The following is a 13,562-nucleotide window of genomic DNA, read 5'->3' as shown; positions in this document are numbered from 1 at the left end:
GGCAGAGTGTCGGGTTGTTTGTGGGAACGGAGGTTGCACCGTGAAAATAATAAGGTTTACCCGTTGGTTGTTCTTGATGTGCCTGCTGGGTGGGGGCGGTCTGGCGTGTGCTGATGAGCTGGCAGCCAGCGCCCCAGTGCTCAAAAATGTGCAGGATACGCTCCAACAACGTTCGCCGGTTTCAGCGCTTGCGCAGCGCTCCATGCTCAGTGCCATCACTCAGGCCGGCGACCGCTTGATAGCAGTCGGCGTGCGTGGGCATATCCTTTATTCGGATGACCAGGGGCAGAGCTGGCAGCAGGCTCATGTTCCGGTCAGTGTGACGCTCACCGGGGTGTGCTTCGCCGACCGCAACACAGGCTGGGCAGTTGGCCATCGAGGCGTGATCCTCAAAAGTGACGACGCTGGCAAGAGCTGGGCCGCGCAACTGGATGGCATCAAAGCCGCACAAGCGATCCTTGAGGCCAGTGATGAAAAAAATGCAGCAAGTCTGCAGAACGCGCGAAATCTGGTGACAGATGGCGCGGATAAACCCTTCCTCGATATCCAGTGTTTCGACAAGGATCACGCACTCGTCGTAGGTGCTTACGGTCTTGGTTTCTCCACCGCAGACGGTGGCCGCAGTTGGTCGCCCTCCCTGGCGCTCCTCGATGGCTCCGCTCAGCGCCATATCAATGTTGCGCGCACCTTGGGTGACAAGGTCTATCTGGCCGGCGAACAAGGTGGTTTGTACCGCATGAGCAAAGATGCGCGTGATTTCAAGTCGCTGGGTGAACCCTATGTGGGGAGCTTCTTCGGCTTGGTGGTCAGCCCCCAAAACAGCCTTTTGGCATTCGGCTTGCGCGGCCACCTGTTCCGTTCGACCGATGCCGGCGGGACCTGGACGCGAGTGCGTGTGGACACCCGCCAGAGCCTGACAGCGGGGACTGCGTTAGTCGATGGCTCGATCCTGCTGGTGGACGAGTCTGGAGTGGGCTGGCTCAGCCGTGATGATGGCCGAAGCTTCGGCCGTGTGCTGCCGACCCAGCAGTTTCCGTTTCTCGCGCTCCAGGCATCGGCTCAGGGTGGGGCCGTCGCAGTGGGTATGAACGGGATTTCTTTCTTCACGCCAGACACTCTTTCCTTGAGTCGGTAAACCTGTAAGGGGTTAATAAAATGGGTATCGGCACTTCTTCAGATGGCTTTCCGACCATCGCCAGGCTTGAGGACTTCAACACGTCCTCGGGCAATCGCCTTGAGCGTCTGCTGTTCAATCACCGGTTGACGGTCGTGGTGTTCTGTTTGCTGTTAACGGCCTTTTTCAGCCTGTCGGCGACTCAGGTGCGGCTAAACGCCAGCTTCCTCAAAACCATCCCTGCGAACCATAAGTTCATTCTCAACTACTTGAAACACGCGGATGATCTCAAGGGCTCGGCTAACACCCTGCGCGTAGCGGTCGCGGTGCAGGGCGAAGGCACTATTTATAGCGCCGAATACATGGACACCCTGCGCCAGATCAATGACGACCTGTACCTGGTGCCCGGTGTTGACCGAGCGTTCATGCGCTCGTTGTGGACGCCCCTGACCCGTTGGCAGGGCGTTACCGAGGAGGGCTTCGATGGCGGTCCGGTGGTTCAGGACAGCTTTGATGGCAGTAAAAAGAGCCTTGAGGTTTTACGTGCCAATGTCGAACGCTCTGGCGAAATCGGTCAGTTGGTCGCTCGTGATCTGCGCTCGACCATCGTTCAGATGCCCTTGCTGGATATCAATCCGAAAACCGGTCAGGCACTCGATTACAAGAAGCTCTCCGATGCGCTGGAGGACATTCGCAGTCGTTATGCGGCCAAGGGCGTTGACATCCATATCATTGGTTTCGCAAAGGTCATGGGCGACCTGATCTCTGGCTTGTATGCAGTGCTGGGTTTCTTTGCCGTCGCGGTGTTGATTACGTCGAGCATTCTCTACTACTTCACGCGTTGCTGGCGCAGCACGCTGATGGTGCAGGCGTGCACCCTGGTCGGAGTGGTGTGGTTACTCGGTATGTTGCCGTTGTTGGGCTATGAGCTGAACCCGTATTCGATCCTGATACCGTTTCTGGTCTATGCCATCGGCGTCAGTCATGGCGCGCAGAAAATGAACGGCATCATGCAGGACATCGGGCGTGGTACTCATCGTTTGATTGCTGCCCGCTACACCTTCCGTCGACTGTTTGCCGCGGGCATGACTGCGTTGCTGGCGGACGTCGTCGGTTTTGCCGTGCTGACCATCGTCGACGTGCCGGTCATTCAGGAACTCGCGATCATCGCCAGTGTGGGTGTCGGCATTCTGGTCTTTACCAACCTGGCTCTGTTGCCGATCACGCTGTCTTTCACCGGGGTGTCGACCAAAGCGGCGCAGCGTAGCCTGAAGAACGAAAGTGACATGGAGCAGGTGGGCGGGCGCACGCCATTGATGATGCGTCTGCTCGTTCGATTCACCCAGCCACGTACCGCAATTCTGGCGCTTTTTGTGGCCGTCGTTGTGGGACTGTTTGCCTTTAAAACCAGCGAGCAACTCAAGGTCGGCGACCTTGATCCAGGTGCGCCGGAGCTGCGGGCCGACTCGCGTTACAACCAGGATAACGGTTTCATCATCAATCATTACCAGGCCAGCAGTGACGTGTTCGTGGTCATGGTCGAAACACCTGCCGGGCAGTGCGTCGACTACGGCACCCTGCGCAAGGTCGAGGAGTTGGAATGGCGCTTGCGGCAACTGCCGGGTGTCGAAGGCACCAACTCCATTGCCGGGCTGGCGCGTAAGGTCAACGTCGGTATGAATGAGGGCAATCTGAAGTGGGATGAGCTGTTGCCCAATCAGTCGACGATCAACTCCGCTGCCGTTCGCTCGCCGCGCGAGCTGTTCAATGCGACCTGCGATCTGCTGTCGGTGTATGTCTACCTCAAAGATCACAAAGCGGACACCTTGGTCTCGGTGGTGGAAGTGACTGAGCGGTTTGCCGCCCGGCACAACGACAACGCGGCCAGTTTCCTGCTGGCAGCAGGCAATGCCGGGATCGAGAGCGCCACCAATATCGTGGTCAAACAAGCCAATGGGCGGATGTTGTTGGGGGTCTACCTGGCTGTAACGCTGTTGTGTTTTATTGCCTTCCGCTCCTGGCGTGCGGTGGTCTGCGCCATCGTGCCGCTGGTTCTTACCTCGGTGCTGGCCGAAGCGTTGATGGTCAAACTCGACATGGGACTTAAGGTTGCCACGCTGCCGGTGGTGGCGCTGGGGGTCGGCATTGGCGTCGACTATGCGCTTTATATCCTCAGCGTAACGCTGTTCTGGCTCAAGTGCGGGGCGAGTCTGTCCCAGGCCTATTATCAAGCGCTGATGTTCACCGGTCGCGTGGTGGTGTTCACCGGCATCACCTTGTCCCTGGGCGTGGTCACCTGGATTTTCTCGCCCATCAAGTTCCAGGCGGACATGGGCATCCTGCTGACCTTCATGTTCCTCTGCAACATGCTCGTGGCACTGGTGCTGATTCCGGCGCTGGCGTGCTTCCTTCTCAAACCGAAGTCAGCGAGCACCGTAGTTGAAGCCAGCGAGGTGCTTGTATGAACTCGTCGTTCACTGTCGATGATTTCTGCCTGGCTGACCCGCTGAGCCTGCCAATGGTCGACCGGGCCATTGCCGCAGCGCTGTTGTATGCCCAGGAAAAAGGGCTCCAGGTCAGTGTCGCGGTGGTTGATGCCGGCGGGCATTTACTGGGGTTCTCACGCATTCCAGGCGCATCGCTGCATTCGATCGATATCGCACAGGACAAGGCCTGGACCGCCGTGTCCTTCTCGATGCCCACGTGTGCCTTGGCCAACCTGATGAGGCACGCCGACGAGCACGTACGTCAATGCCTGATCTCCCGACCCAGGATGGTGCCTATGGGTGGAGCGTTTCCGCTAATGCTCGGCTCCAGGTTGCTGGGGGCAATTGGAGTATCCGGCGCCAGTGAAGAACAAGACGCCGGCTGCGCCACTGCCGGATACGACGCCATTCGATCGGCTGAAGCCCCATGACGCCTATTCCTTTTAACTCGCAGGAGGACCTGACTGTGACCGATACCTTCATCAATATTGATGCACTGGGTGACGAGCTGTTTCATGCACTGAAATCGGTTGAGGCGATTGCCCCTTTGACCGAGCGCTACCCGCATTTGACCCTGGCTCATGCTTACGCCATTCAGCAACGCCTGATGGCCCGGAGACTGGAACAGGGCGAGCGGATCATCGGCAAAAAAATCGGTGTCACCAGCAAGGCAGTGATGGACATGCTCGGTGTCGGTCAGCCTGATTTCGGCCAGTTGACCGACCGTATGGTGGTCAATCAGGGCGATGCGGTGGACATGTCTACATTGATTCAGCCCAAGGCCGAAGGCGAAATTGCTTTCGTCCTCAAGCACGATCTGGCTGGGCCCGGCGTCACGGTGGCCGATGTTCTGCGGGCAACCGAGGGGGTGATGGCCTGCTTTGAAATCGTCGACTCACGGGTTCGCAACTGGCAAATCAAAATCCAGGACACGGTTGCCGACAACGCCTCCTGTGGTGTGTTCGTGCTCGGAGACCGGCTGGTCGATCCACGCCAGCTGGACCTGTACACCACGGGGATGGTGTTGGAGAAGAACGGCCAGGTGGTTGGGACTGGCGCTGGCGCTGCGACCATGGGCTCGCCAGCCATTGCCGTGGCCTGGCTGGCCAACACCCTCGGTGAGCTGGGCATGAGCCTCAAGGCAGGTGAGGTGATTTTATCCGGTGCGCTGTCGGCCATGGTGCCGGTCGTTGCCGGAGACAACTTGCGGGTCAGCATCGCCGGAATCGGCGGCTGTTCTGTGCGTTTCGTTTAAGCCTGAGGCAAACACAATGAATAAACTCAAAGTCGCCATCGTTGGTTCCGGCAACATCGGCACTGACCTGATGATCAAGATTCTGCGCAACGCCAAGCACCTGGAAATGGCGGTCATGGTCGGCATCGACCCCACTTCCGATGGCCTGGCCCGCGCGCAGCGCATGGGCGTGGCCATCACCCATGAAGGCGTTGCAGGCCTGACCCGCATGGACGTATTCAAGGACATCGACTTCGTGTTCGATGCCACCTCGGCCGGTGCCCACGTGAAGAACGACGCGCTTCTGCGCTCGATCAAACCCGGCATCCGCCTGATTGACCTGACCCCAGCAGCCATCGGTCCGTACTGCGTGCCGGTGGTCAACCTGGAACAGAACCTCGATCAGCTCAACGTGAACATGGTCACCTGTGGTGGCCAGGCGACCATCCCGATGGTCGCGGCGGTCTCGCGTATCGCCAAGGTGCATTACGCCGAAATCGTTGCCTCGATTGCCAGTAAATCTGCCGGTCCCGGCACGCGCGCCAACATTGACGAGTTCACCGAAACCACCTCCAAGGCCATCGAAGTCATCGGCGGCGCAGCCAAGGGCAAAGCGATCATCGTGATGAACCCGGCCGAGCCGCCATTGATGATGCGCGACACGGTGTTCGTGCTGTCCGAAGCCGCCGACCAGGCTGAGATCGAAGCGTCCATCGAAGAGATGGCCGCCGCGGTAGAAGCCTATGTACCGGGATATCGACTCAAGCAAAAGGTGCAGTTCGACGTCATTCCTGAAGACGCACCGCTGAAGATTCCGGGCCTGGGCACGTTCTCGGGCCTCAAGACCTCGATCTTCCTCGAGGTCGAAGGCGCCGCCCATTACCTGCCAGCCTACGCCGGCAACCTCGACATCATGACCTCCGCTGCCTTGGCCACCGCCGAGCGCATGGCGCTGTCGATGCTGAACGCCTAAGGAGAAGCGCCATGAGTTTTAATCCCGGTAAAAAACTGTACATCTCCGATGTCACCCTGCGCGACGGCAGCCATGCCATCCGCCACCAATACTCGATCCAGAACGTGCAGGACATTGCCCGTGCACTGGACAAAGCCAAGGTCGACGCGATCGAAGTCGCCCACGGTGACGGTCTGCAGGGTTCGAGCTTCAACTACGGCTTCGCGGCGCACACCGATCTGGAGTGGATCGAAGCGGCGGCCGACGTGATCAGCCACGCCAAGATCACCACGTTGTTGCTGCCCGGTATCGGCACCGTGCACGACCTGAAAGCGGCCTACAACGCCGGTGCTCGTGTGGTGCGGATCGCCACCCATTGCACCGAAGCGGACGTCTCGAAACAGCACATCGAATACGCCCGCGAACTGGGCATGGACACCGTCGGTTTCCTGATGATGAGCCACATGATCCCCGCCGAGCAGTTGGCCGCGCAGGCCAAGCTGATGGAAAGCTATGGCGCGACCTGCGTGTACATGGCCGACTCCGGTGGGGCGATGAACATGCAGGACATCCGCGACCGTTTCCGTGCGTTCAAGGCTGTGCTCAAGCCAGAAACCGAAACCGGTATGCACGCCCACCACAACCTCAGCCTGGGGGTGGCCAACTCGATCACTGCCGTTGAGGAAGGTTGCGACCGGATCGACGCCAGCCTCGCCGGCATGGGCGCCGGCGCGGGCAATGCGCCGCTGGAAGTGTTCATTGCGGCGGCCGAACGCCTGGGCTGGAATCACGGCACCGACCTCTACACGCTGATGGACGCCGCCGATGACATCGTGCGTCCGTTGCAGGACCGTCCGGTGCGGGTTGATCGCGAGACCTTGGCGCTGGGTTACGCCGGGGTCTATTCGAGCTTCCTGCGCCACGCCGAAGTCGCTGCCGCCAAGTACGGCCTCAAGACCCTGGACATCCTCGTCGAGTTGGGTAAACGCCGGATGGTCGGTGGCCAGGAAGACATGATCGTCGACGTCGCTCTCGATCTACGTAACAGCGTTTCCCTCTGAATCCTGCATCAATAATAGGAAAATAAGAATGAGCACATTTACTGAAGCCTCCACCAGCAAGTTCGTACAAACCCCCGAGTGGAACATCCACTACAACGAAGCCGGCGAGGGCGAAACCGTCATCATGATCCACGGCTCTGGCGCCGGGGCAACGGGCTGGGCCAACTTCCATCGCAACGTGGACGATTTCGTCGACGCCGGTTACCGGGTCATTCTCATGGACTGCCCTGGGTTTGGTAAATCCGACCCCTTGGTCACTGCCGAGCCACGTTTTGTGATCAATGCCCGTGCGGTAAAAGCGCTGATGGATGGGTTGGATATCGATAAGGCACACCTGGTTGGCAACTCCATGGGCGGCGGCACCGCACTGGGTTTTGCCGTGGCCTCACCGGAGCGCCTGGACAAAATGATCCTCATGGGAGCGGGCGGCGTGGGCCGTACCAGTATTTTCACGCCGCTGCCGATGGAGGGCATCAAGCTGCTGTTCGATGTTTACCGGGAACCGACCCTGCACAACCTGAAAAAAATGCTCAATGTTTTTGTCTACGATTCGAGCGCTCTCACCGAAGAACTGATTGGCCTGCGCCTCAAGAGCATTCTGGATAAACCGAATCACCTGGAAAACTTCCTGAAGAGTATCGATCTGAGCAAGTTCCAGATGGGTGACTTCACCGACAACTTGCCCGATATCAAGGCCAAAACCCTGATCACCTGGGGCCGCGACGACCGTTTTGTACCTATCGACTGGAGTCTGAAGCTGCTCAACGGAATTCCCGACTCGCGTCTGCACGTCTTCAGTAAATGCGGGCACTGGGCACAGTGGGAACATGCCCCTGCGTTCAACCGTCTCGTCATCGACTTCCTCAAGCACTAAGCACGCGCCTGAACAGTGCCGCTCAAGCCTCCCTGTGCGCTTCTGTGCAGAGGGGCATCGAGCAAGGATGACGTACCTTCCTGCAGCACAAGCAGATAGACCAGGAACGGATATGCACCATTACGACCTAATAGTGCTGCGCACTGGCAACGCAGGGCTTTGCGCAGCACTTTACGCTCGCAAGCAAGGGACTCGAGGTAAGGGATGAACATAAAAAAAATAATTCTGACGTTACTTGTGTTGGCATTGTTGGCGTTGCCATTCTGGCTGGGAAGTCTCGAACCTAAGCAAAAGCTCGCAGGGCAGGCATATATATGCCAAGGCCTTAACGTCCCCTGCAGCTTGCCTGTTACGTTTAAAGGATGGCCGCAATAGAAAGAACGGCTCAAGGCTTGCGACAAATATCCAAGTGTTTAGTGGCGTTGAGCCGTCACGTTTTCGCTGAAGACTGATCCCTTGGAGCCACGCCAGTGAAATCATCAAGTTGCGCCTGAAGTGCAGCCCTGTGTTCAGGATGGGCGATGTCCAGCAATTTTGTGATTCGCTGATTGAGAGTCATGCCGCGCAGATCGGCTACGCCGTACTCGGTGACGACAATGACCGCGTCACTACGTGCGATGGTTACCGGTCCGTTTAACCTCGCCACGATTCTGCTATGGCTGCCCGCGGTAGACGGCAGCGCGATAATGGGCAATCCGCCTTTAGAGCGCCGTGCGCCACGGATAAAGTCGACCGCTCCGCCGATGGCGCCGACGTAGCTGCCTGCGGCCAACTCCGAATTAATCTGACCGGTCAGGTCGACTTCGACGGCTGAGTTGATCGCTACCAGTTTGTCGATGCTCTCAAGGATGTGCGCATCGTGGGTATAGCGTGTCGAGCGTAATTGAATGGCCGGGTTGTGGTGAGCATAGTCATGAAGCAGGCTGCTTCCCATGAGAATGCCACCTACGCTGATGCCTCGGTCGATCGTCTTGCGCTGGTTGGTGATAACACCGCTTAGCATCAGGCGTGCCACACCATCGCCAAGGCTGCCTGAATGCACGCCCAAATGGCGATGTTCGCCTAATGCACTCAAGACGGCGTCGGGTATGGCACCGATGCCCATTTGCAGGGTGGCGCCATCCTCGATCAGTCCGGCGATATGCCTGGCGATGCGCTGATCGACTTCCCGGACAGGGCTGGCCGGATTTTCCATGGGCGCCCGATCGGTGAACAGGATGGCGTCCAAGTCATCGTCGCTCAAGGTCCGGTCGCCGTAAGTCCAGGGGGCCCGAGCATTGATTTCTGCAATCACCAGGCGAGCGCTGTCGAGTGCTGGCAGTAAATACTCGTTGGCCAGGCTCAGGCTGTAGCGGCCCTCGGCATTGGCGGGCGCCAGTTGCAGCATCAACACATCGATACGCAAAGCGCCGCTGCTGATCAGGTCCGGTAGGTCGGAATAGTGGCTGGGCATCACCTCCAGCAAACCGGCGTTAGCCAGCTCGCGGTTGGCTCCCGCGCCGCAATAAGCGATGAAATCCACGTGATCGGTGTGCTCGGGCATACAGGTCGGGCTGTTGGAGATCCCTAACATCACCCGGAACCTGCCAATTTTTTTCCGCTGGGCCATTAATGCCTGCGTCAATGGCAGGGGCTCGGCGTTGGCTTGGCCCCACATCACCGTGTCACCAGGTTGAATCAGTGCGGCCAGGTCCAGCGATTCGAGGTGCAAGAGCTGTGGCATCTGGGAATTCTCGGCAACAGTCAGCCGCAGCTACTGGTTGGGTAGCCAAAGCGCCAATAAAAGGTAGGGAGAAGCGGCGGCGCGAAGGCCGCCGTGGTCTTCAGACGATTGAGGAGGGGTGCTTGGCCAAGGGCGTGACCTGGAGGGTCATGTACGGGAACAGTGGCAGGCTGGACAGCAGCTCATGCAGTTCGTCGTTGCTGGCCACGTCGAGGATGCTGATGTTCGAATATTGCCCGACTATTCGCCACAGATGCGGCCATTTCCCTGCTTCTTGAAGCTCGGTGGCGCGTTTCTTCTCGGCAATTTTGATCGCCTCCACTGTGTCGGCAGGGATATCGCGAGGAATGTTTACGTCCATTTTTACGTGATAAAGCATGGGTTCTACTCCAATTAGATTTTGTTGTTGATCAAGGTAGGGTCGGCAACCCTGGCATCGTGATCGTCTAGGTTGTGACCCAGATTGGCGTCGATATCTTCCAGACGCACACCGCGGGTCTCTGGCAGCAGCAACACGGCGATAATTGCCAAGGCGTAGGCGACCAGGCAAAAGCCGCCTATCGCTTCAGCCAGGCCAAAACGCTCAGACAGAACCCCGACGCCTGCGATGGACAACGCACCCAGGGATTTACCCAGGTTGTAGGAGAAGCCCATGCAAGTGGTGCGTATGTGGGTAGGGAACAGCTCGCTGAGGAAGGGACCGACGACGGCGAAGATGCCCGTGGCGAAGGCGCCGACAGGAAAGCTCATCAGCATCAATACGGTGGGGCTCATCGGCACGAGCATATAAACCACGGTGAATATCCATGCGCCCAGGCAGAAGACCAGCAGCGCAGGCCGACGACCGAAGCGATCGGAGAGGTACGCGGTGAGTACGAAACCGGCGAACGCACCTGCGCACATGATCAGCATCGTGATGACGACTGGACCTGGCTTCAGCCCTCGGACCTGCACCATCAGCGTTGGCAGCCACGCCATGATGGTGTAGGCGGCGGCCTGCAGCCCCGTCACTAACAGCGCGCCTAACAGGGTCAGTCGGATCACGGAAGGGCGGAAAGCGGAGAGGATCGAGGCCTTCTCATTACTCGCGGCCTTGGCTTCCTTGAAGATTTCGGCGTCCTTGACGTTGCGGCGAATAAACAGCACGAACGTGGCTGGAATGATCCCCACCCAAAATGCGACACGCCACGCCATCTCCGGCGGCAAGTAAGCGAGTAGAGCGGTCATCACCACCGCAGACAGTGCCCAGCCCACCGAGAACCCGCTCTGTACGAAGCCTAAAGCCTTGCCGCGATGTTCGGGACGAATGACTTCGGCCATCAGTGCAGCACCCACTGCCCACTCACCACCGAAGCCCAGGCCTTGCAAGGTACGCACGACCAGCATTTGTTCGAAGGATTGAGTAAAGCCTGCCAGTACCCCGAAGACGGTGAACCAGCAAATGGTGAAAATCAGAATGCGCACCCGGCCGTAGCGGTCGCTGAGGATACCCGCGGCCCAACCGCCCAGTGCGGCAGAGAGCAGTGCGGCGGTGCCGAGGATCCCGGCCTCGCCCTTGGATATCTGCCAGACCGCCATGAGGGTCGGCAACAGAAAGCTGAACATCTGGGCGTCGTAGGTATCCAGCGCCCAGCCTGAAAAGCATGCCCAGAACGTTTTGCGTTCTTGTGATGAGCCGGTTTTGTACCATTCGAACATATCGCCGTCCTTCTTGTTATTGGACTTTTTATTGGAGGGACCTTGGGCTTATGAGGCCGTGATCCAGAGTGCAGCAGTTAACGCGTGGTGCCCATTTGCCTTTGCAAAACCCAGCCTTCCAACCAGACTAAAGCTCAGGCATCGCGCGGTGAAATCAATAAATCCTGGGCCATGCTGGCGACCAGACGGCCGTCTCGCTGGTAGATGTGAGTCATGGTCAGCCCTCGACCGGACAGACTGCGCACCGCATCGTTGACGAACAACAACCACTCATTGACGTCGATCTCCAGGCTGTGAAACCACAGCGTGTGGTTGAGATTGCTGACGTAATGGTTTTGCCAGAGGTCAAGCATCCCTTGCCCGGGTGCCAGGCTGGCGTTCAGCCAACAGTCAGACAGGTACGCCAGCGCCGCGTGGTGCAGGCAGCCTTCGGCCGCAAGAGGCTGGTTCAAGCGCACCCAATAAGCGATGTCTCGTCGGTCGGCGGGGCGTTCAAAATGATCGTGTGGGTGAATCGGCCGGATATCGAGTACCGGCCGGGCGCTGAAACGCAGTTGCACGGCCTCGCTGTCCAGCGGGTAACGCGCTGCTAATTCAGCGAGGGTCGGCAGATCTTCCGGTGCAGGCATTTGTTGCGGCAGTCGGTGCGGGTCACCGGGTTCGGACTGTGCCACTTGAAAGCTGGCGTTGGCGCTGAGCACCAGGCCGGTACCCTGGACACCATAGACGTGGCGGGAGGAAAGGCGCCGCCCGTCCTGGAGCGCCTCAACGCTGAATTCGATAGTGTCTTGTGGGCGCGCGCCTTGCAAAAACGTCATTTGCAGCATGCTGGGGCTGCGTCCGTTCGCCGTCTGCGCCGCAGCCCACAACGCCTGCCCCAGCAACTGGCCACCATAGACCCGACCGTTGGCATTGGTGTCATAGGCATAGCTGCGCCAGTTGTGCTGGCCCGCCGGTTCCAGGGTCAGCAATTCGGTGAGATCACGCTGGTCCCAGCGGCGCTCGCTGTTCATTTGCTTAGGGCCGCTAGTGCGCTGTGGGTCGATGACTTTTTCACGGGCAGGAGCACCGCGCTGAAGTCCAGCGGCACTTGTGTCATGTCCTGTAATGCCTGTGGCGTGATGTCACCGATCAACTCGAGCACTTTTACGCCGTTGGCGGTGATATCCATCGTTGCCAGGTCGGTGTAAACACGGCTCACGCAACCCAGCCCGGTCAATGGATAGGTGCATGCTGGCAGTAACTTGCTGCGACCGTCTTTGCCCAGGTGTTCCATCATGACGAAGACCCGCTTGGCGCCGATGGCCAGGTCCATTGCGCCACCCACTGCCGGAATCGCATCCGGTGCGCCGGTGTGCCAGTTGGCCAGATCGCCTGTGGCCGACACTTGGAATGCGCCCAATACGCAGACATCCAGATGCCCACCGCGCATCATCCCGAAGGAGTCGGCATGGTGGAAAAAAGCACCGCCAGGGGCGAGCTCGATGGGTTCTTTACCCGCGTTGATCATGTCCCAGTCTTCTTCGCCTGGCGCGGCAGCCTGCCAGCGTCCCAGCACGCCATTTTCACTGTGCAGGAAGAAGTCTTTATCCAACGGTAGATAGTTTGCTACCAAGGTCGGCAAGCCAATTCCAAGGTTGACGTAAGAGCCTTCGGTGATGTCTCGGGCGACTCGCTGCGCCATGGCAATGCGTACATTCTTGTCCATACCAATCATCCCGCTTGATTTAGAAGTGTCGCTGGTTCATCGGTCGGGTCGCGGCGCAGCACCAGGTGCTTAACGAAGATCCCCGGCGTTACGATGGTCTCGGGGTCCAATTCGCCCAGTTCACAGAAGCGCTCGATGGAGGCAATTGTGTTTTTTGCCGCCATGGCCATGACCGGGCCGAAGTTACGTGCTGTCTTGCGATACACCAGGTTGCCCCAACGATCACCTGCCTCGGCCTTGATCAAGGCGTAATCCACGTGGATCGGATACTCAAGAACATAATCACGGCCCTTTATAGTGCGGGTTTCCTTGCCTTCAGCCAGCAACGTGCCAAAGCCGGTGGGCGTATAAAACGCGCCGATACCGCAGCCAGCGGCGCGTAAGCGCTCGGCCAGGTTGCCTTGGGGTACTATTTCCAGTTCGATTTTTCCAGCGCGATACAGGGTTTCGAAAACGTGGGAACCGGTCATGCGTGGATAGGAACAGAGAATCCTGCGAACCCGCCCAGCCTTGAGCAATGCAGCAAGGCCGGTATCTCCCTGGCCCGCGTTATTGCTGACGAGCGTAAGGTTGCGAGCGCCCTGGTTGATCAGCGCCTCAATCAAGTCGTCGGGCATACCCGCACCGCCGAAACCGCCCACGGCGATGGTGGCCCCATCGGGAATATCAGCCAGAGCCGCCTGTACGCTGTTGGAAAGCTTGTCGATCATGG

At 58.7% G+C, this 13,562-nt stretch carries 13 protein-coding genes; 7 read left to right on the top strand and 6 right to left on the bottom strand.

What is annotated here, in order from left to right; all coding sequences use genetic code 11:
- Positions 1 to 40 precede the first annotated feature (40 nt).
- The 7 genes from AC1MEA_RS22415 to AC1MEA_RS22385 are packed head-to-tail and all read left to right on the top strand — an operon-like array spanning position 41 to position 7,721.
- Positions 41 to 1,135, top strand: a complete 1,095-nt coding sequence (locus AC1MEA_RS22415) for a WD40/YVTN/BNR-like repeat-containing protein (protein ID WP_480417456.1) — start codon at positions 41 to 43, stop codon at positions 1,133 to 1,135.
- Between the two features lie 20 nt (positions 1,136 to 1,155).
- Complete coding sequence (locus AC1MEA_RS22410; protein ID WP_480417455.1) at positions 1,156 to 3,579, top strand: efflux RND transporter permease subunit; 2,424 nt, start codon at positions 1,156 to 1,158, stop codon at positions 3,577 to 3,579.
- Complete coding sequence (locus AC1MEA_RS22405; RefSeq protein WP_449633446.1) at positions 3,576 to 4,031, top strand: GlcG/HbpS family heme-binding protein; 456 nt, start codon at positions 3,576 to 3,578, stop codon at positions 4,029 to 4,031. Before AC1MEA_RS22410 ends, AC1MEA_RS22405 begins: the two co-directional genes overlap by 4 nt.
- A gap of 35 nt (positions 4,032 to 4,066) precedes the next feature.
- Positions 4,067 to 4,855 (top strand): 2-oxopent-4-enoate hydratase, encoded by a 789-nt coding sequence (gene dmpE / locus AC1MEA_RS22400; RefSeq protein ID WP_257604320.1) that lies wholly within the window; start codon positions 4,067 to 4,069, stop codon positions 4,853 to 4,855.
- 16 nt (positions 4,856 to 4,871) lie between these two features.
- Entirely contained in the window at positions 4,872 to 5,807 is a 936-nt protein-coding gene (locus AC1MEA_RS22395) for an acetaldehyde dehydrogenase (acetylating) (RefSeq protein ID WP_480417454.1), read from the top strand.
- 11 nt (positions 5,808 to 5,818) lie between these two features.
- Complete coding sequence (gene dmpG, locus AC1MEA_RS22390; protein ID WP_480417453.1) at positions 5,819 to 6,847, top strand: 4-hydroxy-2-oxovalerate aldolase; 1,029 nt, start codon at positions 5,819 to 5,821, stop codon at positions 6,845 to 6,847.
- 28 nt (positions 6,848 to 6,875) lie between these two features.
- Positions 6,876 to 7,721: an alpha/beta fold hydrolase gene (locus tag AC1MEA_RS22385; RefSeq protein WP_449633442.1), complete on the top strand. Its 846-nt coding sequence runs from the start codon at positions 6,876 to 6,878 to the stop codon at positions 7,719 to 7,721.
- A 430-nt stretch (positions 7,722 to 8,151) separates the two neighbouring features.
- Here the strand turns inward: AC1MEA_RS22385 and AC1MEA_RS22380 are convergent, their stop codons facing one another.
- The 6 genes from AC1MEA_RS22380 to AC1MEA_RS22355 all read right to left on the bottom strand — a co-directional run bounded on the left by AC1MEA_RS22380 (position 8,152) and on the right by AC1MEA_RS22355 (position 13,560).
- Complete coding sequence (locus AC1MEA_RS22380) at positions 8,152 to 9,444, bottom strand: acetyl-CoA hydrolase/transferase family protein (RefSeq protein ID WP_480417452.1); 1,293 nt, start codon at positions 9,442 to 9,444, stop codon at positions 8,152 to 8,154.
- A 100-nt stretch (positions 9,445 to 9,544) separates the two neighbouring features.
- Positions 9,545 to 9,823 (bottom strand): muconolactone Delta-isomerase, encoded by a 279-nt coding sequence (gene catC / locus AC1MEA_RS22375; RefSeq protein WP_219061893.1) that lies wholly within the window; start codon positions 9,821 to 9,823, stop codon positions 9,545 to 9,547.
- A 14-nt stretch (positions 9,824 to 9,837) separates the two neighbouring features.
- The gene (locus AC1MEA_RS22370) at positions 9,838 to 11,142 is read right to left on the bottom strand and encodes an MFS transporter (RefSeq protein WP_480417451.1); all 1,305 of its coding nucleotides are present in this window, start codon (positions 11,140 to 11,142) and stop codon (positions 9,838 to 9,840) included.
- A gap of 134 nt (positions 11,143 to 11,276) precedes the next feature.
- A complete protein-coding gene (locus AC1MEA_RS22365) occupies positions 11,277 to 12,155 on the bottom strand; it encodes an acyl-CoA thioesterase (protein WP_480417450.1) in 879 nt (292 codons plus the stop codon).
- Entirely contained in the window at positions 12,152 to 12,859 is a 708-nt protein-coding gene (locus AC1MEA_RS22360; RefSeq protein WP_480417449.1) for a 3-oxoacid CoA-transferase subunit B, read from the bottom strand. Before AC1MEA_RS22360 ends, AC1MEA_RS22365 begins: the two co-directional genes overlap by 4 nt.
- The gene (locus tag AC1MEA_RS22355) at positions 12,856 to 13,560 is read right to left on the bottom strand and encodes a 3-oxoacid CoA-transferase subunit A (RefSeq protein WP_480417448.1); all 705 of its coding nucleotides are present in this window, start codon (positions 13,558 to 13,560) and stop codon (positions 12,856 to 12,858) included. The genes AC1MEA_RS22360 and AC1MEA_RS22355 overlap by 4 nt, the downstream gene beginning before the upstream one ends.
- Positions 13,561 to 13,562: the final 2 nt, after the last annotated feature.

It is taken from the genome of Pseudomonas sp. ASL8 (assembly GCF_056680355.1).
This window is presented reverse-complemented; position numbering and strand designations above follow the sequence as displayed.

Excerpts from the sequence above, each read along its gene's own strand:
- AC1MEA_RS22385 (WP_449633442.1), top strand. The coding sequence starts at position 6,876 with ATGAGCACATTTACTGAAGCCTCCACCAGCAAGTTCGTACAAACCCCC.
- catC (WP_219061893.1), bottom strand. The coding sequence starts at position 9,823 with ATGCTTTATCACGTAAAAATGGACGTAAACATTCCTCGCGATATCCCT.
- AC1MEA_RS22405 (WP_449633446.1), top strand. The coding sequence starts at position 3,576 with ATGAACTCGTCGTTCACTGTCGATGATTTCTGCCTGGCTGACCCGCTG.
- AC1MEA_RS22410 (WP_480417455.1), top strand. The coding sequence starts at position 1,156 with ATGGGTATCGGCACTTCTTCAGATGGCTTTCCGACCATCGCCAGGCTT.
- AC1MEA_RS22360 (WP_480417449.1), bottom strand. The coding sequence starts at position 12,859 with ATGATTGGTATGGACAAGAATGTACGCATTGCCATGGCGCAGCGAGTC.
- AC1MEA_RS22355 (WP_480417448.1), bottom strand. The coding sequence starts at position 13,560 with ATGATCGACAAGCTTTCCAACAGCGTACAGGCGGCTCTGGCTGATATT.
- AC1MEA_RS22365 (WP_480417450.1), bottom strand. The coding sequence starts at position 12,155 with ATGAACAGCGAGCGCCGCTGGGACCAGCGTGATCTCACCGAATTGCTG.
- AC1MEA_RS22395 (WP_480417454.1), top strand. The coding sequence starts at position 4,872 with ATGAATAAACTCAAAGTCGCCATCGTTGGTTCCGGCAACATCGGCACT.
- AC1MEA_RS22370 (WP_480417451.1), bottom strand. The coding sequence starts at position 11,142 with ATGTTCGAATGGTACAAAACCGGCTCATCACAAGAACGCAAAACGTTC.
- dmpG (WP_480417453.1), top strand. The coding sequence starts at position 5,819 with ATGAGTTTTAATCCCGGTAAAAAACTGTACATCTCCGATGTCACCCTG.
- AC1MEA_RS22380 (WP_480417452.1), bottom strand. The coding sequence starts at position 9,444 with ATGCCACAGCTCTTGCACCTCGAATCGCTGGACCTGGCCGCACTGATT.